This is a genomic window from Microbacterium sp. Y356 (assembly GCF_059445355.1).
Window position 1 is genome coordinate 1,494,403 of record NZ_JCAIUE010000001.1, and the last position, 23,951, is coordinate 1,518,353.

General features: G+C 64.5%; 20 protein-coding genes. 7 read left to right on the plus strand and 13 right to left on the minus strand.

Annotation, left to right across the window (positions count from 1 at the left end):
• Positions 1–18: 18 nt before the first annotated feature.
• Positions 19–1,080: an ABC transporter permease gene (locus AC1C2Q_RS07160; protein ID WP_495449536.1), complete on the minus strand. Its 1,062-nt coding sequence runs from the start codon at positions 1,078–1,080 to the stop codon at positions 19–21.
• Positions 1,077–2,561: a sugar ABC transporter ATP-binding protein gene (locus AC1C2Q_RS07165; RefSeq protein ID WP_495450556.1), complete on the minus strand. Its 1,485-nt coding sequence runs from the start codon at positions 2,559–2,561 to the stop codon at positions 1,077–1,079. Before AC1C2Q_RS07165 ends, AC1C2Q_RS07160 begins: the two co-directional genes overlap by 4 nt.
• Positions 2,562–2,867: 306 nt before the next feature.
• Between AC1C2Q_RS07165 and AC1C2Q_RS07170 the strand changes: the two genes are divergently transcribed.
• The 3 genes from AC1C2Q_RS07170 to AC1C2Q_RS07180 are packed head-to-tail and all read left to right on the plus strand — an operon-like array spanning position 2,868 to position 6,186.
• Positions 2,868–3,920, plus strand: coding sequence for a substrate-binding domain-containing protein (locus AC1C2Q_RS07170; RefSeq protein WP_495430390.1), 1,053 nt, complete (start codon positions 2,868–2,870; stop codon positions 3,918–3,920).
• A gap of 58 nt (positions 3,921–3,978) precedes the next feature.
• Entirely contained in the window at positions 3,979–5,142 is a 1,164-nt protein-coding gene (locus AC1C2Q_RS07175) for a Gfo/Idh/MocA family protein (RefSeq protein ID WP_495449537.1), read from the plus strand.
• Positions 5,143–5,181: 39 nt separating this feature from the next.
• Positions 5,182–6,186, plus strand: a complete 1,005-nt coding sequence (locus tag AC1C2Q_RS07180; RefSeq protein WP_495431725.1) for a sugar phosphate isomerase/epimerase family protein — start codon at positions 5,182–5,184, stop codon at positions 6,184–6,186.
• A 74-nt stretch (positions 6,187–6,260) separates the two neighbouring features.
• Here the strand turns inward: AC1C2Q_RS07180 and AC1C2Q_RS07185 are convergent, their stop codons facing one another.
• Genes AC1C2Q_RS07185 through AC1C2Q_RS07200 form a run of 4 tightly spaced genes read right to left on the minus strand, consistent with a single transcriptional unit; the run spans position 6,261 to position 11,500 of the window.
• Positions 6,261–7,922: a dipeptide ABC transporter ATP-binding protein gene (locus tag AC1C2Q_RS07185; RefSeq protein ID WP_495449538.1), complete on the minus strand. Its 1,662-nt coding sequence runs from the start codon at positions 7,920–7,922 to the stop codon at positions 6,261–6,263.
• Positions 7,919–8,803 carry an ABC transporter permease gene (locus AC1C2Q_RS07190; protein ID WP_495449539.1) on the minus strand — a complete coding sequence of 295 codons (885 nt, stop codon included), beginning with the start codon at positions 8,801–8,803 and terminating at the stop codon, positions 7,919–7,921. Before AC1C2Q_RS07190 ends, AC1C2Q_RS07185 begins: the two co-directional genes overlap by 4 nt.
• Positions 8,800–9,786, minus strand: a complete 987-nt coding sequence (locus AC1C2Q_RS07195; RefSeq protein WP_495449540.1) for an ABC transporter permease — start codon at positions 9,784–9,786, stop codon at positions 8,800–8,802. The genes AC1C2Q_RS07190 and AC1C2Q_RS07195 overlap by 4 nt, the downstream gene beginning before the upstream one ends.
• Positions 9,787–9,814: 28 nt before the next feature.
• The gene (locus AC1C2Q_RS07200) at positions 9,815–11,500 is read right to left on the minus strand and encodes an ABC transporter substrate-binding protein (protein ID WP_495449541.1); all 1,686 of its coding nucleotides are present in this window, start codon (positions 11,498–11,500) and stop codon (positions 9,815–9,817) included.
• 226 nt (positions 11,501–11,726) lie between these two features.
• Here AC1C2Q_RS07200 and AC1C2Q_RS07205 point away from each other — a divergent pair, with 226 nt between their 5' ends.
• Together AC1C2Q_RS07205 and AC1C2Q_RS07210 are read left to right on the plus strand one after the other, a co-directional pair.
• Complete coding sequence (locus AC1C2Q_RS07205) at positions 11,727–12,959, plus strand: acyl-CoA dehydrogenase family protein (RefSeq protein ID WP_495449542.1); 1,233 nt, start codon at positions 11,727–11,729, stop codon at positions 12,957–12,959.
• A 2-nt stretch (positions 12,960–12,961) separates the two neighbouring features.
• The gene (locus AC1C2Q_RS07210) at positions 12,962–14,371 is read left to right on the plus strand and encodes an NtaA/DmoA family FMN-dependent monooxygenase (RefSeq protein ID WP_495449543.1); all 1,410 of its coding nucleotides are present in this window, start codon (positions 12,962–12,964) and stop codon (positions 14,369–14,371) included.
• Positions 14,372–14,416: 45 nt separating this feature from the next.
• Here the strand turns inward: AC1C2Q_RS07210 and AC1C2Q_RS07215 are convergent, their stop codons facing one another.
• Positions 14,417–15,955, minus strand: coding sequence for a DHA2 family efflux MFS transporter permease subunit (locus tag AC1C2Q_RS07215; protein WP_495449544.1), 1,539 nt, complete (start codon positions 15,953–15,955; stop codon positions 14,417–14,419).
• Positions 15,952–16,575 carry a PadR family transcriptional regulator gene (locus tag AC1C2Q_RS07220; RefSeq protein ID WP_495430399.1) on the minus strand — a complete coding sequence of 208 codons (624 nt, stop codon included), beginning with the start codon at positions 16,573–16,575 and terminating at the stop codon, positions 15,952–15,954. Before AC1C2Q_RS07220 ends, AC1C2Q_RS07215 begins: the two co-directional genes overlap by 4 nt.
• 95 nt (positions 16,576–16,670) lie before the next feature.
• Here AC1C2Q_RS07220 and AC1C2Q_RS07225 point away from each other — a divergent pair, with 95 nt between their 5' ends.
• Entirely contained in the window at positions 16,671–17,519 is an 849-nt protein-coding gene (locus AC1C2Q_RS07225) for a phosphoribosylaminoimidazolesuccinocarboxamide synthase (protein WP_495450557.1), read from the plus strand.
• A 22-nt stretch (positions 17,520–17,541) separates the two neighbouring features.
• Here AC1C2Q_RS07225 and AC1C2Q_RS07230 read toward each other — a convergent pair whose 3' ends face one another.
• Together AC1C2Q_RS07230 and AC1C2Q_RS07235 are read right to left on the minus strand one after the other, a co-directional pair.
• Positions 17,542–17,904, minus strand: a complete 363-nt coding sequence (locus AC1C2Q_RS07230) for a type II toxin-antitoxin system VapC family toxin (RefSeq protein ID WP_495449545.1) — start codon at positions 17,902–17,904, stop codon at positions 17,542–17,544.
• 20 nt (positions 17,905–17,924) lie between these two features.
• Positions 17,925–18,188, minus strand: coding sequence for a type II toxin-antitoxin system VapB family antitoxin (locus AC1C2Q_RS07235; protein WP_495449546.1), 264 nt, complete (start codon positions 18,186–18,188; stop codon positions 17,925–17,927).
• 152 nt (positions 18,189–18,340) lie between these two features.
• Here AC1C2Q_RS07235 and AC1C2Q_RS07240 point away from each other — a divergent pair, with 152 nt between their 5' ends.
• Complete coding sequence (locus AC1C2Q_RS07240) at positions 18,341–19,681, plus strand: uracil-xanthine permease family protein (RefSeq protein ID WP_495430400.1); 1,341 nt, start codon at positions 18,341–18,343, stop codon at positions 19,679–19,681.
• A gap of 199 nt (positions 19,682–19,880) precedes the next feature.
• Here the strand turns inward: AC1C2Q_RS07240 and AC1C2Q_RS07245 are convergent, their stop codons facing one another.
• The 3 genes from AC1C2Q_RS07245 to AC1C2Q_RS07255 are packed head-to-tail and all read right to left on the minus strand — an operon-like array spanning position 19,881 to position 23,949.
• Positions 19,881–21,593, minus strand: a complete 1,713-nt coding sequence (locus AC1C2Q_RS07245) for an acetyl/propionyl/methylcrotonyl-CoA carboxylase subunit alpha (protein WP_495449547.1) — start codon at positions 21,591–21,593, stop codon at positions 19,881–19,883.
• Positions 21,590–23,185 (minus strand): 5-oxoprolinase subunit B/C family protein, encoded by a 1,596-nt coding sequence (locus tag AC1C2Q_RS07250; protein ID WP_495449548.1) that lies wholly within the window; start codon positions 23,183–23,185, stop codon positions 21,590–21,592. Before AC1C2Q_RS07250 ends, AC1C2Q_RS07245 begins: the two co-directional genes overlap by 4 nt.
• Positions 23,185–23,949: a LamB/YcsF family protein gene (locus tag AC1C2Q_RS07255; protein WP_495449549.1), complete on the minus strand. Its 765-nt coding sequence runs from the start codon at positions 23,947–23,949 to the stop codon at positions 23,185–23,187. The genes AC1C2Q_RS07250 and AC1C2Q_RS07255 overlap by 1 nt, the downstream gene beginning before the upstream one ends.
• Positions 23,950–23,951: the final 2 nt, after the last annotated feature.

A 23,951-nucleotide genomic window follows, 5' to 3' on the forward strand; every position in this document is an offset into this window, starting at 1 on the left:
GCTCTGCGTCTGTTGATTCTATGCGGACGGTACCGCCTTGATCGCCGCCAGTCTGCTCTTCGGGACACGTCCGACGGCGAAACGCTGCTGCAGCAGAACGGCGACGACAATGATCACGCCCTTGGCCACGGCCTGCGCCGAGGAGGTGAGGTTGTTCTGAACGAACACGTTCGACAGCGTCGCGAAGATCAGCACACCGAACACCGTGCCGGTGATCGTGCCGCGTCCGCCGACGAGCAACGTGCCGCCGACGACGACAGCGGCGATGGCATCCAGTTCGTACAAGTTGCCGTGGGTCGAGGTTCCGGCCGTGGTGCGGCCGAGGAGCATGACGGCCGCGATGCCAGCCGTCAGACCCACGAGCGCGTACAGCCACATCGTGTGGCGCTTCACCTTGATGCCGGCGAGGCGCGCAGCCTCGGGGTTGCCGCCGATCGCGACCGTGCGGCGTCCGAACGTCGTGCGATTGAGCAAGAACCAGCCGGCGGCGGCGACCACGGCGAAGATCCAGATGAGGACATCGACGCCGAGCAGGTCGACGTTCATAGCGCGCACGAAGTCGCGGTCGTTCAGCACCAGGGTGCGATTGTTCGCCAGGATCTCTGCCAGGCCTCGCGCACCGACCATCATCGCGAGCGTCGCCATGAAGGCTGCGACCTTGCCATAGGCGATCACGACTCCGTTGATGAGCCCGGCGCCGACACCGACGAGCAGCGCGACGATGACCGTCACGATCCAGTGGCTGGAGCTCGCGATGTCCTGGACCGCGGCCAGTGAGGCGACGACGGACGCCAGTGCCAGAACCGCCCCGACGGAGAGGTCGATGCCACCGGCGATGATGACGAAGGTCATGCCAATGCTGATCACGCCGATGATCGACGCCTGACGCAGGATCACGAGCGCGTTGTCGAAGTTCAGGAAGTTCGAGGAGGTCACTGCCCCCACGACGATGATCACCAGAAGCGCCAGGACCAGACCGAGATTGCGACCGACGGATCCGGAGAGCAGCCGGCGTAGCACTGAGGTGGTTTCGGCCGGGGTCTGGCCCGGCGAAGTGGTGGGTGTGGTCTGCACGCTCACGCGGCGACTCCTTTCATGACGAGGTCGAGCACGCCGGACTCGTCGAGCTCAGATGCGGGAAGTGTGGTGAGGACGCGTCCGTCGCCGATGACGAGGACCGAGTCTGCGAGTCCGAGGACTTCCTCGATCTCGCTCGAGATGACGACGATGGCGTGGCCGGATGCCGCGAGCCGACGGATCAGCGCGTAGATCTCTGATCGCGCTCCAATGTCGACGCCTCGGGTGGGCTCGTCCAACAGCAGTACTGAGCTGCCGTGCACGAGCCAACGCGCGAGCAGGATCTTCTGCTGATTTCCGCCGGACAGTGTCGCCGCCGGACGGTCAGGATCCGCCGGCCTGAGCTCAAGGGCTGCGATCTGGTCCTTTGCGGTGCGGCGCTCGCTGCGCTCATCCAGCAGCGGGCCTTTGGCGAACCGTGTAAATGACGAAAGGGTGACGTTCTTGAAGATCGGCTCTCCGAGCACCAGGCCCTGCGACTTGCGCTCTTCGGGACTCAGCCCGACGCCAGCGGCGACTGCAGCGGAGACGGATCCGCGCGGAAGCACCTTCCCGCCGACCCGGACAGTTCCGGTCGATGCGCGCCTCGCACCGTAGATCGTCTCGATGATCTCGCTGCGTCCTGAGCCGACAAGGCCGGCGAGGCCAATGATCTCGCCCGCACGCACAGAGAACGACACGTCCTCGAACACGCCATCAAGTCCCAGATCCTCAACTTCGAGCAGCACAGGTGCGTCAGCAACGATGGGATCCGCCGGAGGAAAGACGTTTTGCACGGTGCGACCCGTCATGTGCTTGATCAGTTCGGCGGTGGTCGTATCGGCCACGGACAGGTTGCTCGCCACAGTCGCGCCATCCTTGAGGACTGTGATGCGATCCCCGATCTGGCGGATTTCCTCGAGGCGGTGGGTGATGTACACCACCGCGATGCCCTGCGATGTGAGCTCCCGTACCACCGCGAACAGATTGCGTACCTCTTCGGAATCGAGAACTGCTGACGGCTCGTCCATGATGATGAGCTTCGTGTCGTGCGACAGGGCACGGGTCATACTGACGATCTGCTTCTCGGCGGCGCTGAGCGAACCGACTTCTGCATGCGGCGACATCGAACCATGGCCGAGCCGCTCGAGGAGCCTGCGCGTCTGCTGGATGAGCTGACCGCGGCGTGTGAATCCGAACCTGTCGAACTCGTGTCCGAGGAAGACGTTCTCTGCCACGGTGAGGCCGTCGACGACGTCGAGCTCCTGATACATCGTCGAGATGCCGAGCGATATGGCCGTCTGCGGGTTCGCGATCTCGATCGGCTCGCCCAACCAGCGAATCTCCCCGGCATCCGGCGTGTGCACACCGGCAAGTGTCTTGATCAGCGTCGATTTGCCCGCGCCATTCTGGCCGAGCAGGCAGTGCACCTCGCCCGGTCGCACCTCGAGGTTGACTCCGCGCAACGCGCGCACACCGACGAAGCTCTTCTCGACACCGCGCATCTCGAGTAATGCCGAGGTCTGGTCATCTTTGATCACGCAATGAACATAACATGCTGGAATCGTGAACGCGAGCGGCGATCTTTCGATATGACCGATCCGTAGCGGACCCCTGAGATCGCAGTAGGCGCCCACAATCACGGGGCCTATTGGGTGCTCATCGACTTTTGATCTTGTCGCGGCAAAAGCTGGCCAGATGATGACATCTTCTGCTAGCTTGACCTTGTCAGTGCCCGGTGCGCACCAAATCGGTCCCGATCGTCATGCACGCACCGCACGCATCTGCATCACATTTCAAGGAGGAAAGACATGCACGGCATGCGCACACGCGGGCTTCGCCCGCTGATGGCAGGAGCGGCAGCACTGTTCGCCGTCACCCTGCTGGCCGGTTGCACCAGCGATGGTGCCGAGGGCGAAGGAGAAGCCGGAAACCAGGGCACCACGAGCGAGGAGAACACGGCATCAGGCGACACGGTCACCATCGGCTGGTCCGGTCCGGATAACGACCACGGCTGGCTCGGCGCCATCAGCTCGGGTGCCATCAGTGCGGCAGAGGGGTTTGACGATGTCGAACTGCTCCAGGCTGAGGGAACGAACGACGCGAACCAGCAGATCGCCGCTATTGAGAAGTTCATCAACGACGATGTGGATGCGATCGTGCTTCTCCCCACGGACGGCGCCGCACTGACCCAGGTCGCCCAGAAGGCGATGGATGCTGGCATCCCCGTCATCAACGTCGACCGTGAGTTCTCGAGCACATTCGCATCCCGCGTCACGATCCTCGGCGACAACTACGGCATGGGCGTCAGTGCCGGCACATACATCTGCGAGCAGCTTGATGGTCAGAGTGATGCCGTCGTGGCAGAGATCGCCGGCATTGACTCACTGCCACTCACGCAGGACCGCTCGCAGGGCTTCGCGGACGCTCTCGAAGTATGCGGCCTCGAGGTCGGCCCGCGTGTCGCCGCGGACTTCACCGTGGCCGGCGGCGAGAGCGCAACATCGCAGCTGCTCTCGGCGAACCCGAAGATCGATGCGATCTGGAACCATGACGATGACCAGGGCGTCGGCGTCATGGCCGCCATCGAATCGGCCGGTCGCGACGAGTTCTTCATGGTGGGCGGTGCTGGCAGCGTCAACATGATGGACCGTATCAAGGCGGATGACAGCGTCATCAAGGCGACGGTCATCTACCCGTCGACGCAGGCCGCCGACGGCATCGCCATGGCACGCCTGATCGCGCAGGGCAAGACAATGAGCGATCTGATCACGCCGAGCGTTCCGTTCCGCATCGTGCTCGATGCCCCTGTGGTCACAAAGGACAACGTCGACGAGTTCATCGACCTCGCCTTCGAGTCCTGATCACCATCTGCGGGGCGAGCGCCACCGCGCTCGCCCCGCACCGTTCCCAGGAGTAAAGATGACAACTGAGCTGCGAGTGGCCATGATCGGCCACGGATTCATGGGAGCGGCGCACTCCGTCGGCTGGCGGCAGGCGCCGGCAGCGTTCGGTCTCCCCCTCTCCCCCCGAATGGCCGTGCTCGTCGGGCGTGACGCCGAGAAGACGACTGCCGCCGCCCGCCAGTGGGGCTGGGACGAAACATCCACCGATTGGCGAGCTGTCATTGCACGCGATGACATCGACGTGGTCGACATCGTCACACCTGGCGATTCGCATGCCGAGATCGCCATCGCGGCGCTGGCTGCCGGCAAGCACGTGCTGTGCGAGAAGCCGTTGGCGAACTCGGTCGCAGAGGCCGAAGCAATGGAGCAGGCGGCACGGGATGCCGCGGCGCACGGCATCCGCGCCATGGTGGGCTTCACCTACCGGCGTGTACCAGCCGTCACCCTCATGCGCGACATGATCACGGCCGGCCAGATCGGCACAATCCGGCAGGTACGCGCGAGCTACCGGCAGGATTGGCTCGCCGATCCTGAGTCGCCGATGACCTGGCGGCTCGACAAGGACCGCGCCGGCTCCGGCGCGCTCGGTGACATCGGCGCACATATCGTCGACATGACGCAGTTCGTGACCGGACAGGCACTGACGCAAGTGTCAGGCGTGATGGAGACGCTCGTCGACGAGCGCCCGGTGCTGGGTGAGGCGGTCGGCCTCGGAGGCACCGCCGGCACCGAGCGCGGAAAGGTCACTGTCGACGACGTCGCCCTGTTCACCGGGCGATTCGAGTCGGGGACTCTGGCGACCTTCGAGGCAACCCGATTCGCGACCGGCCGTAAGAACGCCCTCGACATCGAGATCTCAGGCGACGCCGGAGCGCTGCACTGGAACCTTGAGGACATGAATGTTCTCGACTTCTACGACGCCACACTGCCCTCAGCAAGGCAGGGCTTCAGTCGCATCCTCGTCACCGAACCCGAGCATCCATACCTTTCCGGATGGTGGCCCACCGGACATATGCTCGGGTACGAACACGGATTCTCCCACCAGGTGAAAGATTTCACCGAGGCGATTGCGGGGGGTTTCGACCCGCATCCGACCTTCACAGACGGGCTGCTCGTGCAGCGGGTGCTCGACGCGGTCGAGCGCAGCGCGCGGAACGGCTCCGCCTGGACCGGCGTCTGAATACAACCACCATACGAATCTCACAAGAAGAGGACGATGATGTCACGACCGATCACTTTGTTCACCGGCCAGTGGGCCGACCTACCGTTCGAAGAAGTCTGTCGACTCGCGGGCGAGTGGGGCTATGACGGCCTGGAGATCGCCTGCTGGGGCGACCATCTCGACCCGTGGCGCTGGGATGACGACGAATACGTACAGGACCGTCTCGCCATCCTGGAGCGTAACGGGCTGAAGGTCTGGACGATTTCCAATCACCTCAAAGGGCAGGCGGTGTGCGACGACCCGATCGATCAGCGTCATCGCAACATGCTCTCCGACCACGTCTGGGGAGACGGCGACCCGGAGGGCGTGCGCCAGCGCGCCGCTGAGGAACTCAAGAACACAGCACGAATCGCAGCCAAGCTGGGAGTGAAGACGGTCACCGGATTCACCGGATCATCGATCTGGAAGTACGTTGCGATGTTCCCGCCGGCCACCGACGAGATGGTGGAGGCCGGCTACCAGGACTTCGCAGACCGCTGGAACCCCATCCTCGATGTGTTCGACGAGGTCGGCGTGCGCTTCGCGCACGAGGTGCATCCTTCGGAGATCGCTTACGACTATTGGACGACCAAGCGGGCACTCGAGGCGATCGGACACCGCGAAGCGTTCGGGCTCAACTGGGACCCCTCGCACATGGTCTGGCAGGACATCGACCCCGTCGCGTTCCTGTGGGACTTCCAAGACCGGATTTACCACGTGCACTGCAAGGACACTAAGAAGCGTCTCGGCAATGGACGCAACGGGCGCCTCTCGTCACACCTGCCATGGGCTGACCCTCGGCGCGGCTGGGACTTCATCTCCACAGGGCACGGCGACGTGCCGTGGGAGGACGCGTTCCGGATGCTCAATGCGATCGATTACGCCGGCCCGCTTTCGGTCGAGTGGGAGGACGCCGGGATGGATCGCCTCGTCGGCGCACCCGAGGCGCTGGAGTTCGTGCGGAAACTGTCGACGTACAAGCCGGCGGATGCCGCGTTCGACAGTGCTTTCTCCACGAGGTGAGGGCTTTCTCGACGCGCTGACGTGTGCTGCGCCGCTACAGCGTGATCCAGTAGCGGCGCAGCTGCGCGCCCCGCTCACACGGTGACGAGTTCGCCTCGATCTAGGTCCCGCATCCGCCCAGGGATCGCCCCGATCAGTCGCACTGTGTACTCAGCCTGCGGATTTTCAAAGACGTGATCGGCGATCCCACTTTCGACCACCCTGCCTTTTTCCAGCACGGTCACATCATCGGCGATCTGTTTCACGAGGCTGAGATCGTGCGAGATGAACAGGTACGTCAGGCCGTGCTGCTCCTTGAGGTCGAAGAGCAGGTCGACGATCTGCGACTGCACGGTCACGTCGAGAGCTGACGTCGGCTCGTCAAGGATCAGCACGCGCGGATGAAGGATCAGCGCCCTGGCGATTGCCGCTCGCTGTCGCTGACCGCCGGAAAGCTCTGCGGGGCGGCGGCGACCGACCTCATTAGGCAGACCCACCGAGGCGAGGATGTCGCGCACGCGGGCTTGCCGTGCTCGGCGGCCCGATTCGATCCCGTTGATACGCAGTGGCTCCTCGAGGGCCGTCTCGATGCTCCATCTGGGATCCAGCGCCGCAAGCGGGTTCTGGTAGACGAGCTGCAGCCCTCGAGGGTCGACGTTGGCGACGGTCGGGTGCAGCGGCAGATCGCGCCCCGACACTTGCACCGCGCCATCATCGAAGTCGGTCAGCCCCACGATGACACGGGCCGCCGTGGTTTTCCCCGAGCCCGATTCACCGACGAGAGCATGGACCGTCCCCGGCCTGACGCGCAGGGACACCTCGTCCAGTGCACGCACGTGTGATCCGCCAACCAGCGATGGGAAAGTTTTGGTGAGACCGCCCACTTCGATGATCGGCTCCTCCGCCGACGCGGCGGCGGACTTTCGGTGTGCGTACTTGTCCGGGCTGAGAGCGGGAGCATCCGCGAACAGCTGAGATGTATACGGATCCTGCGGGCGGGCGATCACGTGCTCGGTCGCACCGGCTTCGCGGATCTGTCCGTCGCGCAACACAATCAGTGAGTCGCTGCGCTCCTCCGCCACCGAGAGATCGTGGGTAATGAAGACCACAGACAACGCGAGTTCGCGCTTGAGATCGTCGATGAGGTCAAGGATCGTGCGCTGCACCGTCACATCGAGCGCCGAGGTCGGCTCGTCCGCAATGAGGATGCGGGGCTCTCCGGCGATCGCGATCGCGATCAGGATGCGCTGAAGCTGCCCTCCGGAGAGTTGATGGGGATATGCCCTTGCCCGCTCTGCGGCATCGTGGATGCCGACACGGGCGAGCAGGTCGACGGCTCCCTGAAGCGCCTGTGTCCTGGACACCTGCCGGTGCTGACGGACGGCATCCGCTACCTGATCACCGACCCGCTGCAACGGGTCGAGGGAACTCAGCGGATCCTGCGGCACGTAGCCGATCGTGCTGCCGCGCAGTCGACGCCAACGTCGGGCGTCGAAGCGAGAGACGTCCTCGCCGAATATCTCGATGCTGCCCTCGTCGATGACACCATTCTGCGGGAGCAGCCCGCCGATCGCCGCGGCGACCGTGCTCTTACCAGAGCCTGATTCGCCGACGATCGCGACGGTCTCACCCGCCTCGAGAGTCAACTCGAATCCTGTCACCACACGGGTGGCCCACCGTCCGCGGATGTACGACACGTTAAGTCCGCTGACTTTGAGAGGAGGCGCGGAGCTGATCGTGGATGTGTGGATGCTCATGATTTACCTTCCCTGGCCCGCTGAGCCAGTGTGCTCAAACGTGCGACGCTCAACACGGTCGCCGCGATCACCACTCCGGGGATGAGAGACATCCACGGCGATGACGTGATGTACTGGCGTCCCTCAGACACCAGCAGACCCCACTCGGGGTCCGGCGGCACGGCCCCGAACCCGAGGAAGCTCAGCGCCGAGATCGCGAGGATCGCACCCCCAAACTCCAGCGGCACCAGAGCAATCACCGAACCATACGAGTTGGGCAGGATGTGGCGAATGAGGGTGTATCGCCGTGCGCCTCCGAGATGCGAACTCGCCTCCACGAAGGTCAACTCCTTCACTGTGAGCACCTCAGATCGCACTAGTCGAGTGAATCCGGCCACTGATGAAAGGCCGACCGCGACGGCAGCGTTCACTGCTCCGAATCCCAGCGACACGACGATGACCATCGCCAACAGCAGCCCGGGGATAGCCAGGAGGACGTCAACGATTCGGCTGAGGAAGCTGTCGACCCAGCCGCCGAGGTATCCGGCCAGTGAGCCCAGCGCGATACCGATCCCCAGTCCGATTGCTACGGCCACCGCAGAGGTCGACAGCGTCAGTGACGTGCCGTAGACGATTCGCGTGTAGAGGTCTCGGCCCAGGTAATCCGTGCCGAAGATGTGCTCAAAATTGGGAGCGAGCAAGGTGTTCCCCGGGCTCGCCTCCAGGGGGTCATACGGGGTGAGGACGAATGGGAAGAACACCGCGACGAGAAGGAACACCGCGAATCCGATTGCGGCCAGGTCGGCAGTGTTCAACCAGATCGGGCGGCCGGGCCGACGCCCAGCCCTGTGTCCGGGAGCGACCGGCTCGAGGTCGACCTCGAGCTGTGGAGCGATGGTCATGCGTGAACCCCTCTCGCACGCGCACCGCGAGCGGGCGCCCGACGCGTGGCGTGGATATTGATGCGCGGGTCGATGAGCGGATATACGAGATCCGTCACCAGGTTGAACAGCGTGACGACGACCGCGACGACCAGGACGACGCCAAGTACGACTGGGCCGTCCTGCGCGCGCACTGCCTGCTCGGTGACGAACCCAAGCCCGGCGCGAGCGAAGATCGTCTCAGTGATCACGGAACCGGCAAGCAACGATCCGGCGGTAAGCCCGAACAACGTCACAGCGGGGATCGATCCGTTCTTGAGGATGTGCCCGAAGATGATCACACGCTCCGGCATCCCCTTCGCACGGAGGACGTTGACGAATGGCAGCTGCCTGGCTGTCGTCAGCCCCTGGATCAGCACGCGCGTGATGGGAGGGCTCGCTCCGATCCCGAGAGTGAGCGCCGGAAGCACGAGCGATTTGAACCCTTCGTCTCTGATCGAGGAGAACCACCCCAGCTGGTAGGCGAAGATCTGGAGAAGAAGAAGCCCGACCAGGAAGGTCGGTGCCGACAGCGACAGCAGCGGAAGCGCCTGCGCGAAGCGACGAATCCCCTCTGCCTTCGGGAAGACGGCGAGAAACGCGACGACGACGGAGATGACGAGCGCGAATATTAGGCCGAGGAGCGCCAGCAGAGCGGTGGATGAAAGCCCCTGGGCGATGAGCTCGGTGACCGGTCGCCCGGTGGCGAGCGAGTAGCCGAGATCACCGCGCGCGAGCCGCGTGACAGCGAGCCAGAACTGTTCGATCGGCGTGCTGTTGAGTTCGTAATAGGCGGTGATCCGCTCTGCGACGTCCTCAGGTACCGGATTCTGCGGATTGTCCAACCTGTTCTGCACGGGGTCACCGGGGAGCGCGAACAGGATGATCCACACGAACACGTACGCGAGGATGACGACCAGTGCGGCATGCAGCACCCGCCGGAGGATGTACTGCGATCTCGACATCTCGTTTCCTTTCCAGCCCGCTCGCTCGTTAGCTCCCCTCGACCCAGGTGTTGTAGAAGAGCGGGCGAGCCTCGGGCGTCCATCCAAAACCGTGTACGTCGGGCTGCAGCGCGTAGATCTGCGTGTCTGTCAGCACAGGAAAGGCGAGGGCATTGTCGATGAGATAGTCCTGCAGTTCACCAAGGATTTCGGCGCGCTCGTCCCCGTCAACCGTCGCCTGACGGTTGAGCAGATCACCCAGCACTTCGTCAGTCTCCGGAAGCGTCAGAGAGTTCAGACGCCCGGTGTCGAACGCGTTGCGGATGGTGATCCACGGGTCGGCCTGCGGCCAGCCGGTGCGGAGGATGCCGACTTCAGGGTCGGCGTACGCAGTGGAGACGTTCGCGTAGTCCACCTCGGTCAGCTCGAGCTCGATGCCGACCTGCTTGAGTTGCCAGGCGATCAGCTGGAACAACGGTGGCGCGGTCGCGTCGAAGACGTCGATCACCGTCTTGATGTGCAGGCGTTCACCGTCTTTGATGCGATAGCCATCTGCGTCGCGTTCGGTCCACCCCGCCTCGTCGAGCAGTTCATTCGCGCGATCCGGGTCGTATGAGAGTTTGGCCGACTCGTCCTTGAACCCGAAGGCGTCCTCGGTGACGAGGCTGGATGCGGTCGTCCAGTTGTCCGTGTAGAGGTCGTCGATGATCTGATCTCGATCGATGGCTGAAAGGATCGCCTGGCGCACCCGCACATCTTGAAGCACGGGGACTTGCTGCTTCAGAATCCACGTGTTGGTCTGGCCGACGCCTTGCAGGCCGAGCACCTGGAAACCCTCGTCGGCGAGCGCTGCCTCCTCACTGGGCTGCACGTAGCGGATCAGGTCGCCTTCACCCGCGCGAAGGCTGCCGAGCCGAGTGCTGTCCTCGAGCACCGGGATCCAGACGATCTTCTCGAGGTATGCCTTGCCCTGATTCGGAGAACTCGCCGGCGCCCAGGCATAATCTTCGCGGCGTGCGAGCACTATCTCCTCGCCGTAGACCTCAGACTCGACGACGAACGGCCCGCTACCGATGATGTTCACGGCCTGCTGCTGTTCCTCCGCGCTCAGTTCCAGTGACTCGTCCGCGATGAGAGAGCTCGCCCAGTTCGAGAGGATCTTGATGTAAGGGCTGAAGGGCTCAGAGAGTCGCACGGTGACCGTCTGGTCTGCATCGTTACTCTCCACCGAGTCGACCAGTGGGTAGGTCGAGTTCGGAACGATCCCCTGGGCGGGGTTGCCGTATGCCTGCCACTCGATGTTCCGCTGCACGGCGCCTGCATCGAGGTCCTGTCCGTTGCTGAAGGTGACACCGTCCCGGATGTGGAACACGTACTCGAGTCCGTCGTCACTGATGTCCCAGCTTTCGGCGATCCATGGTTCGAGCTCGTTGGTGTCCGAGTTTGAATAGACCAGGCGATCGGTGATGTTGTGCGTAAGCGCAGTGGTCTGCCAGGTGCCGTTCTGTACCGTCGCGGATGCGATCACCTCAGCATCCAGATATGTCAGCGTTCCGCCGTACTCCGCTTCCTCCGGCACGTCTGCGGCCACCGCGGCGATGGCATCCGGCTGACCCCCGAGAGCGCGTGGAATGAAGATGATGGCGAGGACGACCGCGATGACGGCAGCGATGGCGATCACTATCCAGAGTGGCGTCCGACTCTTCTTAACGATGCGGATCTGTGGTTGGGACATTCTCGCTCCTGGGCAGGGTGGGGATAGTGCAGGGGGACAGTGAGGCAACGTTGGTCCCTGAACCGGCATCCGCGCAATCAAGCGCCTCGGGTATGTCACAGAGTTCCCGAAGATGAACGCATGTTTCATCGATCAGTTGCGAAGCGGCGTGGAGGGGCGATGGTGTCGAGACTGGTCGTGTATCTCTGGCGATCAGCCACCGCCGTCATCCTGGAAGAGGAGCGCCATGCCCCGCGCCACCGTCACCGAACCTGCACCGCCACGCTTTGAAGACCTACGCGCACGCTTCACGCCGATCTTCGCCGAGATCGGCAATGGTGTGCTCGAGCGGGAAGCCGACCGCCGGCTGCCGTACGAGGCGATCACCCGCCTACGCGAAGAGGGATTCGGTGCACTGCGGGTGCCGCGGGAGTTCGGCGGATTCGGGTTGACGCTCACCGAGCTGTTCCGGCTGCTCACCGAGCTCGCCGTCCACGATTCGAACACCGCGCACATCTGGCGAGGGCATTTCGCGTTCGTCGAGGAGACGCTCCTAGACTCCGATGCCGTCCGCCGGGAGCGGTGGCTGACGCGCATCGGCCAGGACCGAGACATCATCGGCAACGCATGGAGCGAAGTCGGCAACCGCTCGTGGGAGGACAGCTCGACGGTTCTCACGGCCGATGGTGACGGCGGATATCTGCTCAACGGTGAGAAGTATTACACCACCGGCACAATCTTCTCGCAGTGGACCAGCGTCGCAGCCCAGCTCGACGGCGAGCGCGTGTACATAGCCGTGCGCCTGGACGACCCGGGCATCACGATCGTCGATGACTGGAACGGCTTCGGCCAGCGTCTCACCGGCACTGGAACGACGCGATTCGTGAAAGCTAGAGTGTCCGCCGACGAGATCCGTCATCGAGACGAAGAGAACGCCTGGCGGTCGTATCTCGCCCCGTTGTTCCAACTCGTACTCTTGGCGACTCTCGCCGGGATCGCGCGTAACGCCGTCGATGACATCGTGAGGTACGTCCTCGGCCGCAACAGGCGCGCACTCGGCGGTGACGAGAACTCGACGCCGAAGGACGACATCCTCGTACAGCGCACGGTCGGCGAGGCCAGTGCCGCCGCCGAAGCGGCAGAGGCGATCGTGCTGCATGGTGCAGGCGCGCTGGATGCCGCGTACCTGGCGTACGACGATGAAGAAGAGGCCGCCAAACCGGTGTTCGAGCGTGCCAAACTCGCCGTGTTCCGCGGACAGACCGCCCTGATTCCCCTGGTGCTCTCAGCAACCGAACGCATCTTCGAGGTCGGCGGGTCCTCCGCCACCTTCTCTACCCGTGCCCTCGATCGTCACTGGCGCAACGCGAGAACCGTGGCATCCCACAACCCTGCCGACCACCGCGCCCGCACCGTCGGATACTTCGAGCTGTTCGGCGAGTTCCCCGAGTTCCCCACTGTCGAAAAGAAGGAGAGCTGATCATGCCCGAACGCAAACAGCTGATTCTCAACCTGTTCGAAATGAACTGCGTCAGCCACATCACCCACGGGCTCTGGCGGATTCCGGGGAACAACAGGACGCGTTTCAACGAACTCGGCTACTGGCAGGAACTCGCCGAACGCGCAGAGGATGGCGGGTTCGACGCGATCTTTCTCGCCGACGTCATCGGAGCGTACGACACGTTCCGGGGAGGGCTGGACCCCGCGCTCGCTGAGGGTGTTCAGATCCCAAGTAACGACCCGCTCCTGGTCATCCCGGTGATGGCCGCCTCGAGTAAGCGTCTCGGGTTCGGTGTGACGTTCTCGACGACGTATGAGCCACCGTTCTCCTTCGCCCGACGCGTCAGCACGCTCGACCATCTCACCTCCGGCCGCATCGGCTGGAACATCGTGACGTCGTATCTCAGCAACGCGGCGCGCAACTTCGGCCTGCCCGACCAGATTGAGCACGACGAGCGCTATCGCATCGCCGACGAGTACCTCGACGTGCTCTACAAACTGTGGGAGGGCTCGTGGGACGATGACGCTGTTATCGCCGACCAGGAGCGTGGCGTCTACACGAGACCCGGAACGGTGCGCTACATCAACCATGTCGGCGAGAACTTCCAGGTGGCTGGTCCCCACCTGGTGCAACCTTCCCCGCAGCGGACACCTGTTCTGTTCCAGGCCACCGGTTCTCCGGCTGGCATCGAGTTCGCCGGTCGTCATGCCGAGGTCGTCTTCACTGGCGGCCGCAACGTGGAAGAGTTCCGGCGGAACAAGCAGAACATCCAGGACGCGCTCGTCCGCAACGAACGGCGCCCGGGAGATGCGAAATTCATCATTCAGGCCGGAGTCGTCGTCGGCCGCACCGACGAGGAGGCCGCGAAGAAGCTCGACCTCTACCGTCAATACAGCAGCGTCGAGGGCGTGCTCGTGCATTCCTCGCTTCCGTTCGATCCTCTGGCATTCCCGCCGGAAACCACGCTCGTCGAGGCACTTCGCCGTTCCGGGCTCGATCCGCAGGAGTCCCCCTGGGCCGCGGGACCGGACAGCACCGTCGGAGAATTCCTGAATCGTCTGACGTCCGGCCGCGAAGGTCGGTTCTTCGTCGCAGGGTCCCCCACGACTGTCGCCGACGAGATCGAACGTTGGTTGGATGAGGACGGTATCGACGGCATCAACCTCCGCCAGTACCACAGCTTCGACACTCTCACCGATTTCGCAGAGCTCGTGGTGCCGGAACTTCGTCGCCGGGGCAGATTGCCTTCAGCGGACGAGCTACGAGATGATCAGCGCACGCTGCGGGAGCGGCTCACCGGCGAGGGACCCCGGCTGCCAGAGCGGCACTTCGCGGCTCGATATCGCGGTGGTCGGAACCTTGAGGCGGCGGGGGAGGTCGCCTTCGCCTGAGGCTTGTTCGCCCAGGTGACGGTTCCCCGGAGGATGGGCGGCGAGCTACGCGCCGGCCACCGGAGCCTTCGGCGCCTTGCGCAGGAACAGCACGGCGACTACGCCCAGCAGCATAAACGCCGCAGGAAGCAGCATCGTCTGCGCCATAGCATCCGAGAAGGGACCCGCGACAGCATCCGGCAGCGAACCTTCACCGAACCCGCCCGTGGCGTCGCCCGCACCGGGCAGGTTCGCTTCGAGGCGGCTCTGCATGAACACGGCGACAGCGGCGGAGCCGAGCACCGAGCCGATCGTGCGCGTCGTGTTGTAGATGCCAGCGCCCGCGCCCGCCTGCCGCGGCGGCAGATTGCGGGTCGCCGTCGTCGCGAGCGGACCCCACATGCCGGCGTTGCCGATACCGAGGATCGCCGACGGGATCAGCAGCATCCCGATCGGCACATCCGTGTTCATCATTATCGAGAACAGGAACAGCGACAGCGACACGAGCAGCAGGCCAGGCACGAGCAGCAGTCGAGGGTCAACGCGGTCGAGCAGCTTGCCGGCGAAGGGTGAGAGCACACCGGCGCCGATCGCCATCGGGATGAGGATCAGGGCGGACTCGGTCGGCGTCAGTCCGCGACCCAGCTGGAGGAAGAACATCAGCGGCAGCCCTTGGGCAGTCACGGTGAAACCGACGATGGCGATCCCCACATTCGCCCAGGAGAAGTTGCGGTCGCGGAACAGTGCCATCGGCACGAGAGGTTCGTTCTTCGTCCTGGCCTGGTACCAGATGAACAGCGCCAGCACGATGACGCCCGCAATGATGAGGCCCCAGACCGAAATGGGGCCCCAGATCACGCCCCAGTCGTACGTCTCACCCTCCTGCAAGCCGAAAACGATGAGGAACATTGCGATCGCGCTGAGGAAGACTCCCGGGATGTCGAAGCGATGCGAGTGCGTAGCGAGCTTGGGAACCAGGATCCAGGCGAGCACGAACCCGATGATGCCGACCGGGATGTTCACGAAGAAGATCCACTCCCAGCCGAGGCCGTCGACGAGAAAGCCGCCCGCGAGCGGGCCGACGAGCATGGCCACACCGGACGTCGCACCCCACAGGCCCATCGCCGCGCCGCGGCGTTCCGGCGGAAAGGTGCGCGTGATGATGGCCATCGTCTGCGGTGTCATCAGCGCGGCGCCGAGTCCCTGCACAGCGCGTGCAGCGATGAGCATCTCGAGCGTGCCGGAGAGTCCGCACCACAGCGACGACAGGGTGAAGATCGTCAACCCGATTAGGTACATGTTCTTCGGGCCGAAGCGGTCGCCGAGGCGTCCGGTGATCAGCAGCGGGACAGCGTACGCCAAGAGGTAGGCCGAGGTGACCCACACGATGTTGTCCAAGTTGCTGGTGTTCGGGTCGAGCGCAGCTTTGATTGCCGGGTTGGCCACCGACACGATCGTGGTGTCGACGAGGATCATGAAGAACCCGATGACCAGCGCCCAGAGAGCTGGCCACGGGCTGCGCGGGCGCTGCCCGGTGGCGTACGTCCCGGTGGAGGGACCAGACGGTGCCGACGCCCGACGCCCGACGGGGGTGGAATCTGTCATTTTCGTGCGGCCTTTCGCTGAGCTGCATAGCGGTCTGAGTCATGGAAGCCTTCCGGCCCCCAGGGGATTGCATTGTCTTCGAGTCGAGTGAGGAGCGAGTTCATCCAGCGCAGCTCAGCTTCGAGGAGCACCTGATATCGGTCGACTTCGAGCAGGAACTGCTCCGGCACCTGCTTCACACGGGCGTCCTGCAGCCCCGAGCGGTGCAGGAGATTCTCCGCATCGAGCGCGACGCGACGGAGGCGGAGAAGGTCGATGACCTCGTCGTGGTCGAGATTGTGCGCCTCAGCGAGCGCGACGCGAAACTGTGCGGGCCGGTCGATACGTGGCAGCTCACGGCGCACCCACGCGTGCACAGTCTCGGCGCCGGCGGGAGTGAGCGTGTATGTCGTCCGCTCTGGACGGTTCCCTTCTCGGCCGGTGCCAACTTCTGCGACGAGGCCCTGGTCGAGCAGCCTCGCGACAGAGTGATACAGCGTGCCGTTGGTCACTTTTACCAGACGCTCATCGCGGCGCAGCCGCAGCAGACGCGCCATCTCGTAGGGGTGCATGTCGCCCTCGCTCAGGAGTGCGAGCACCATCACCGCGGTGGGTGTGATCTTTGCCAGTGCGTCCGTCATGAATGATCCATTTCAAATAGTCCACGTGGACTATATCATTTTCTCAGAACAGCGTCGAGCGACCCATCTGCGAGGATGTTCTGGTGAGCACTTCCATGAGCATCCCCGGCTGGCGGCACCTGTACTCCGGCAAGGTCCGCGACCTCTATGCCTCTGAGGATCCCGCGGACACCCGCATCCTCGTCGTCGCGAGCGACCGCGTCAGCGCCTTCGACTTCGTGCTCTCCCCCGGCATCCCTGAGAAGGGAGCGCTGCTGACGCAGCTCAGCCGCTGGTGGTTCGCGAAGCTTGACTTCCCAAATCACCTCGCCGAAGGCCCGATTCCGGATGCTGTCGCCGATCGTGCGATGCTCGCGCAGTCGCTGGAGATGCTGCCGATCGAGTGCGTGGTTCGCGGGTACATCACCGGTTCCGGCTGGGCCGAGTACGTCGAGAGCGGAACGGTCTGCGGCATCTCGCTGCCGTCTGGCCTCGAAAACGGCGACCGCCTACCAGAGCCGCTGTTCACTCCGGCATACAAGGCACCGATGGGCGAGCACGACGAGAACATCACGTTCGAGAAGACGGTGGAACTCGTCGGTGCGGAGCGCGCTGCCGAGCTGCGCGATGCCTCGCTTGCGATCTACGCGCGGGCTGCGGCGATCGCCGAAGAGCGCGGTCTGATCCTCGCCGACACGAAATTCGAGTTCGGCACGGATGCTACCGGCACCCTGCGCCTGGCCGACGAAGTGCTCACAAGCGATTCTTCCCGCTACTGGGATGCCGCGGCGTGGGAGTCCGGCACGACACCTGCCGAGCGGATGGCGAGCTTCGACAAGCAGATCGTCCGCGACTGGCTGGCGTCGAACTGGGACAAGCAGGGTGAGCCGCCCGTGCTGCCCGAAGAGATCGTCGAGCGCACCGCAGACCGCTACCGCGAGCTCATCACGCGGTTGACCGCGTAGCGCGCTGCGGGGCCCGCAACCCTCAGATCACGCGGCGCACGTCGGTGTGCGTGAAATCGTCGCCCTTGAACAGGAGCGGCTCATCCCGTGCAATCGCGAGGGCGTAGCTGAGGCAGTCGCCGTAGTTCAGCTTGGCGGGGCTTCCGGAGCCGCGCCCGTATCGACGGTAGGCATCCGATCCGATTCGCGCCTGCTCCTCATCCGCTGCGACCACACGTGTGTTGCTTCCTCGAATTGCGGTATCCAGCGCCGCGATCTTGTCAGCACCCCTGGCCTGCGCAACAATACGTGCTTCCAACAGCGTTCCAGCGGAGATGACGCTGTCCTCTCGCGCGAGCAGTTGACTGTATCGTTCGCCCTCAGGCTCCTCCTGCAGGATTGCCATCAACGCGGACGTATCGACGATCATCGAGGAAGGCCCATGTCGTCATACATATCTTCGATGATCTCCTCATACGTGGGCCTGGGCGGCAGATCCTTATTGAACTCCGCAACGGCCTCGCGAATCGCGGCTAACCGTCGCGCGACTTCCGCCTCTTTCGCTCCGTCCATCTCGTCGAGCCTTCGACGCACAGCGTCCTCGACGGCACTCGTCTGGCTCTGGCCGGTGAGCTCGGCAAGCCTGCGCACCATCTCGTGCACCCGCTCGTTCTTGATGTTGAGGCTCATGCGTCCCATTTTTGCACCTTTCTACCACCTCCACCACAGTTCTACCCTCGACTTGGGACATCACTCTTCGATGGGCTCAGGAATCGATGCGCCCCGGAATCGATAGTGTTGCTCCAGCACTCCCACCACCCCGAAATTTGAGGAGCACCCGCATGCCCGTGTGGAAGATTCATGGCGACGGCCACACCGTCGCCCCTGGCGCAGTCGTCAAGCCCGAAGAGCGCCTGAACTGGCCCGCCACTTTCGCGATCGGCGCGCAGCACATCGTCGCCATGTTCGGCGCCACGTTCCTGGTGCCGATCATCACCGGTTTCCCGGTGTCGACGACGCTGCTCTTCTCCGGTATCGGAACCCTGCTGTTCCTGGTCATCACGCGCAACCGCCTCCCCAGCTATCTGGGCTCGTCGTTCGCCTTCCTCGCACCGATCACCGCAATCAACGCCGGCCAGTCGCTCGAGACCGCGCAGCAGATCACCCAGGCGCTCGTCGGCGTGCTCGTCGTCGGCCTGTTGCTCGCCGGTATTGGCTTCCTGGTGCAGGCGGTCGGCAGCGGCTGGATCGACAAGCTCATGCCGCCGGTGGTCGCCGGATCCATCGTCGCGCTCATCGGGTTCAACCTGGCCCCGGCCGCGTGGAACAACTTCAACCTTGACCCGGTGCTCGCGACCATCACGCTGTCAGCGACGATCTTGTTCAGCGTGCTGTTTCGCGGCTTCCTCGGACGCATCTCGATCTTCCTTGGCGTGATCGTCGGTTACGTGGTCGCGATCTTCATGGGCAAGATCGACTTCCAGCCGATCGCGGATGCCGCATGGGTGGGCCTGCCCGAATTCCACCTCGCTGCGGTCACCGACCCGGATGCGTGGAAGTTCGTCCCCATGTTCCTGCCGATCGTGCTCGTGCTGCTCGCCGAGAACATCGGCCACGTGCGCGGCGTTGCCACCATGACGAACGACCCGTCGATCAACAAGCACACCGGCCGCGCACTCATCGCGGATGGCGTCGCCACGACGCTCGCCGGTGGCTTCGGTGGTTCTGCGACCACCACGTACGGCGAGAACATCGGCGTGATGGCAGCAACTCGCGTGTACTCGACGGCCGCATACTGGGTCGCCGGCTTCGCCGCGATCCTGTTGGCTTTCTCGCCCAAGATCGGCATGATCTTCAACACTGTTCCCGCTGGCGTGCTCGGCGGCGTGACCACCGCACTGTACGGCTTAATCGGCGTCATCGGCATCAAGATCTGGGTCGACAACCGCGTGGACTTCTCACGTCCGGTGAACCAGTACACCGTTGCTGTGTCGTTCGTGATCGCCGTCGGCGGCTTCGCGATGAAGTGGGACGGCTTCGAGCTCGGCGCCATCGTCCTCGGCACCGTCGCAGCCCTCCTGATCTATCACGTCGGAAACGCGATCGCCCGTGCGCGCAAGACCGGCGCGGACGACGGCGGCCCGATCCCCGCGGTCGGCCCGCTCGGCGGCGACCCGGAGTGACGACTGCGAAGGCCGGGCATCCTTTCGAGGGGCCCGGCCTTTGCCGTATCCGGACGTCTCGTCCGTTGCGCCTGTCGGAGGATGTTGCAAATGACGGGGGAATTCGGCAAGAGCCTCCGTCGGATGTAACAACCTCCGACAAGTGAAACATGAGTGGTGCGCAGATCCGGATGCCTCGGTACCGGGCCGAGCATCCGGGTCAGCCGATGCGGCCGATCTCCGCGTCGGCGGCGACCATCGCGCCGACCGCTGCACCGTGCGCAAGCACCCCGGCCCGATGCGCGCTGACCTGAGTCTCCATCTTCATCGCGTCGAGCACTGCCACGGCCTCCCCTTCGGCCACGGCCTCACCGTCAGCGACGAGCCAACGCACGAGGCTGCCCGGAACGGATGCCCGTAGCGCGGCAGGATCGACCGTATCGACGGCATCCACCGCGACCGACCCGGCAGCGAATCCGCGCAGCAGTGCTGAGGGCACACCCAGCATCACGCGTCGGCCATCGATCTCGACCGGGAAGCGCTGCAGCGCTGCATCCTCGATCGGGGCCGGGCGCAACTGCGGCTCGAGTCGCGGCAACAGCGTGCGCTCGATCCACTGCGTGTGCACGGCGAAGGTCGCAGTCTGGAAAGCCTCTTCCTCGACCGCCAGCCGATCGAACCCGATCACCGTCGCCGGACCTTCGACCGACAGTTCGCGCAGCGCCCGACGTGCGCGCACGAGCGCCGCATCCCGGTCATCGGCATGCACGATCAGCTTCGCAATCATCGAGTCGAACGCGGGCTGCACGGTGTCACCCGCCTCGATTCCACTGTCCCAGCGGACGCCTGGGCCACCGGGGATCCGTAGCGACTCGACAAGTCCAGGACTCGGCAAGAAGCCGCGACCAGGGTCCTCTGCGTTGATGCGGAACTCGAACGCATGCCCCACGGGTGTCGGGGTCTCGGTAAACGACGGGCCGTGACCCTCAGCAATCCGGAACTGCTCGGCGACCAGGTCAACCCCAGTGACCTCCTCGGTCACCGGGTGCTCGACCTGCAGACGCGTGTTCACCTCGAGGAAGGAGATCGTCCCATCAGCGGCGAGCAGGAACTCGACCGTTCCCGCGCTGCGGTACGACACCTCGGCACAGATTCGGCGGGCCGCGTCGTGAATCTGCGTGCGCTGCTCGACGGTCAGCCCAAGCGCCGGCGCTTCTTCGATCAGCTTCTGGTTGCGCCGCTGCATCGAGCAGTCGCGGTCGCCGACGACCGTGATCGCGCCGCGTCCGTCACCGAGAACCTGCACCTCGATGTGGCGAGGGCTCTCCAAGAAGCGCTCAACGAAGCACTCGCCACGACCGAAGGCCACGACGGCCTCGCGCGTGGCGGCGTCGAACGCCTCGGCAACATCGGCGAGGTCGCGCACAACCTTCAACCCTCGTCCTCCACCACCGAATGCTGCCTTGATCGCGATCGGCAGCCCGTGCTGCTCGGCAAAGGCGACGGCTTCGGCTGGCCCTGCCAGCGGTTCATCGGTGCCTGCGGCGAGCGGCGCGCCCACCTTCTGAGCAATCCTTCGCGCGGTCATCTTGTCACCGAGTGCGTCAATGCTGTCCGGCGCCGGACCGATCCAGGTGAGGCCGGCACCTTCGACTGCACGTGCGAACTCGGCACTCTCGGAGAGGAACCCATACCCGGGATGCACGGCATCCGCACCGGAGGTCACGGCGGCATGCAGCACGGCTTCGATCGACAGATAGGTTTCCGCAGCGGTCGCGCCACCGAGGCCTACGGCCTCGTCAGCCAAGCGCACATGCAGCGCATCGGCATCTTGATCGGCGTATACGGCGACCGAGGCGTATCCGGCTTCGGCGCACGCGCGGATCACGCGCACCGCGATTTCGCCACGGTTGGCGATCAGTACCTTCTTCATGACAGACCTTCTTCAATGCGAAAACGGATGCGCGCGCCTGGCGGCAGTTGAGCTGCGAGATCCAGGCAGCGGTCAGTGAGCGCGCCGATGATCGGATACCCGCCGGTAAGTGGATGATCCGGCAGGAACAGCACCGGCTGACCATCCGGCGGCACCTGAATGGCTCCGGTCACCGCCCCCTCGCTGGGCAGTTCGCCCTGCACGGCGCGCTCGAGCGGCACCTCACCCTGCAGACGGATACCGACCCGGTCGGACCGCGGCGTGACGAGCCAGTCCTGGCCGGTGAGCTTCTCAAGTGCGGATGCCGTGAACCAGTCATCGCGCGGGCCGAGAGTGATCGCCAGTTCAACGAGGTCACCGGAAGCAGGCAGCTCTCGCGCCACGACTTCGAGTTCGACCGAATGCGGTGCGTCAATGCCAACCGCAATGAAGTCGCCCGCGGTGAGAGCGTCGGGGCCGAGACCCGCGAGGGTGTCGGAGGCGCTACTGCCCAGAGCGGATGCCGCAGCGATTCCGCCCCGGACGGCGATGACGTAGCGGAGGCCACGGCTCGGGTGTCCGAGTGCGAGCTCATCTCCGTCGACCGTCGCGAAGGGTGCTCCATGGGCGACCGAGCGAGCGATGCCCTGCGCGTCCGTCAACGTGAGTGTGCCGATGGCGCCAGCGACAGCGGCGACACCGTCACCGCGGAATCGCAGCACCGCACCTCCGACGCTTTCGAGCACTGCGACTGTGGGGACATTCCCGACGGCGCGATTGGCGTCGCGCATCGCCCTACGGTCTGCAGCACCGGATGCGGATACGCCAAGCGCCGCGTGCCCTGGGCGTCCGGCATCCTGCACCAGCAATTGCAGGGACGAGCGGATGACCTCGACGGCGGTGGCCGGAACACCGGAATCGTCCGGCCGTGTTGCGGCGTTTCGCGTGGTGGCGGGCCGAGTCTGACTGGAATCATCTCCGTGTTCCCGCCGCCCTTCGACGGCGTCCCGCTCAGCCCGTTCGAACCGCACAGACACACCAGGTGACAACAACGCTGGCGGCTCACGGTCGATGGCCCACATCACGGCATCCGTGCGTCCGATCAGTTGCCAGCCGCCGGGGCTCTCGCGCGGGTACACCCCGGTGAACTGCCCGGCCAACGCCACCGAACCTGCCGGCACGCGCGTACGCGGCGACGACCTCCGCGGCACATCGAACAGCGGATCGCTGCTCACGACATAGCCGAACCCCGGCGCGAACCCCGAGAACGCGACCTGCCAATCGGCGGCCAGATGCCGGTTCACCAGCTCCTCGGTCGAGACGCCCAGCAGTCCTGCGACCTCGGCGAGATCCTCGCCGTCGTAGTGCACCGGAACCGTGACCTCGCGCGCATGCGTGATGTGCTCGGCATCCACCTCTGTTGCTTCCAGCACTGCGGCCAGCGCAGCGGCAGAGGTCTGCACCGGATCAAATCGCACGAGCACCGTTCGCGCGCCCGGAATACGCTCGACGATGCCCGGCACGCCATCCCAGGCGAGGTTCAGGCGCATCGCCTCGTCGAGGTCAGCAGCCTCGACGAGAAGCGTGCGATCGGATGCCGTGAGAATGCGCATCAGACTCCAGCGAATGGGGCGATCGTGATGCCGGCATCCTGCAGAAGGCGCTTCGTCTCCGCCGCCATCTCTATCGACCCAGGGCTGTCGCCGTGAACGCAGATCGACTGCGCGTCGACGCGCACATCGGTGCCGTCAATCGCACGGATCACTCCTTCGGATGCGAGGCGCACCATGCGTTCGGCAACCGCAGTGGCCTCGTGCAGCACGGCCCCCTCCTGAGTGCGCGAGACGAGCTGACCGTCGGGCAGGTACGCGCGGTCGGCGAATGCCTCTGCCGCAACGGAGAGGCCTGCCTTTGAGGCGACATCCAGTACGACTCCGCCAGCGAGGCCGAGCAGCACGAGGCTCGGATCGATCGCACGGATGGCCGCGACCACATCGGCAGACTGCCGCTCGTCGCGGGCGATGGTGTTGTACAGCGCGCCGTGTGGTTTGACGTACGAGACCTTTCCGCCGACCGACGAGGCGAGCCCCATCAGCGCGCCGAGCTGATATTCGACGTGCGCCTGCAGCGTTGCCGAGTCAATCTCGACGTTTGTGCGACCGAAGTTCTCATAGTCGCGGTATCCGGGGTGAGCACCGATCACGACGCCCCCCTCCACGGCCGCCGCGAGGGTCTCGCGGATGCCTTCGGGGCTTCCCGCATGAAACCCGCACGACACGTTCGCGCTCGTGACGATGCGCAGCATGCTCGCATCGTCACTGACGATGCGGTCTGGGACATTTTCGCCGAGGTCAGAGTTCAGGTCGATGCTCACCACGA

Coding starts and splice junctions, on each gene's coding strand:
- AC1C2Q_RS07165 (WP_495450556.1), bottom strand. CDS start 2,561: ATGCGCGGTGTCGAGAAGAGCTTCGTCGGTGTGCGCGCGTTGCGCGGA.
- AC1C2Q_RS07170 (WP_495430390.1), top strand. CDS start 2,868: ATGCACGGCATGCGCACACGCGGGCTTCGCCCGCTGATGGCAGGAGCG.
- AC1C2Q_RS07175 (WP_495449537.1), top strand. CDS start 3,979: ATGACAACTGAGCTGCGAGTGGCCATGATCGGCCACGGATTCATGGGA.
- AC1C2Q_RS07180 (WP_495431725.1), top strand. CDS start 5,182: ATGTCACGACCGATCACTTTGTTCACCGGCCAGTGGGCCGACCTACCG.
- AC1C2Q_RS07185 (WP_495449538.1), bottom strand. CDS start 7,922: ATGAGCATCCACACATCCACGATCAGCTCCGCGCCTCCTCTCAAAGTC.
- AC1C2Q_RS07190 (WP_495449539.1), bottom strand. CDS start 8,803: ATGACCATCGCTCCACAGCTCGAGGTCGACCTCGAGCCGGTCGCTCCC.
- AC1C2Q_RS07195 (WP_495449540.1), bottom strand. CDS start 9,786: ATGTCGAGATCGCAGTACATCCTCCGGCGGGTGCTGCATGCCGCACTG.
- AC1C2Q_RS07200 (WP_495449541.1), bottom strand. CDS start 11,500: ATGTCCCAACCACAGATCCGCATCGTTAAGAAGAGTCGGACGCCACTC.
- AC1C2Q_RS07205 (WP_495449542.1), top strand. CDS start 11,727: ATGCCCCGCGCCACCGTCACCGAACCTGCACCGCCACGCTTTGAAGAC.
- AC1C2Q_RS07210 (WP_495449543.1), top strand. CDS start 12,962: ATGCCCGAACGCAAACAGCTGATTCTCAACCTGTTCGAAATGAACTGC.
- AC1C2Q_RS07215 (WP_495449544.1), bottom strand. CDS start 15,955: ATGACAGATTCCACCCCCGTCGGGCGTCGGGCGTCGGCACCGTCTGGT.
- AC1C2Q_RS07220 (WP_495430399.1), bottom strand. CDS start 16,575: ATGACGGACGCACTGGCAAAGATCACACCCACCGCGGTGATGGTGCTC.
- AC1C2Q_RS07225 (WP_495450557.1), top strand. CDS start 16,671: ATGAGCATCCCCGGCTGGCGGCACCTGTACTCCGGCAAGGTCCGCGAC.
- AC1C2Q_RS07230 (WP_495449545.1), bottom strand. CDS start 17,904: ATGGCAATCCTGCAGGAGGAGCCTGAGGGCGAACGATACAGTCAACTG.
- AC1C2Q_RS07235 (WP_495449546.1), bottom strand. CDS start 18,188: ATGAGCCTCAACATCAAGAACGAGCGGGTGCACGAGATGGTGCGCAGG.
- AC1C2Q_RS07240 (WP_495430400.1), top strand. CDS start 18,341: ATGCCCGTGTGGAAGATTCATGGCGACGGCCACACCGTCGCCCCTGGC.
- AC1C2Q_RS07245 (WP_495449547.1), bottom strand. CDS start 21,593: ATGAAGAAGGTACTGATCGCCAACCGTGGCGAAATCGCGGTGCGCGTG.
- AC1C2Q_RS07250 (WP_495449548.1), bottom strand. CDS start 23,185: ATGCGCATTCTCACGGCATCCGATCGCACGCTTCTCGTCGAGGCTGCT.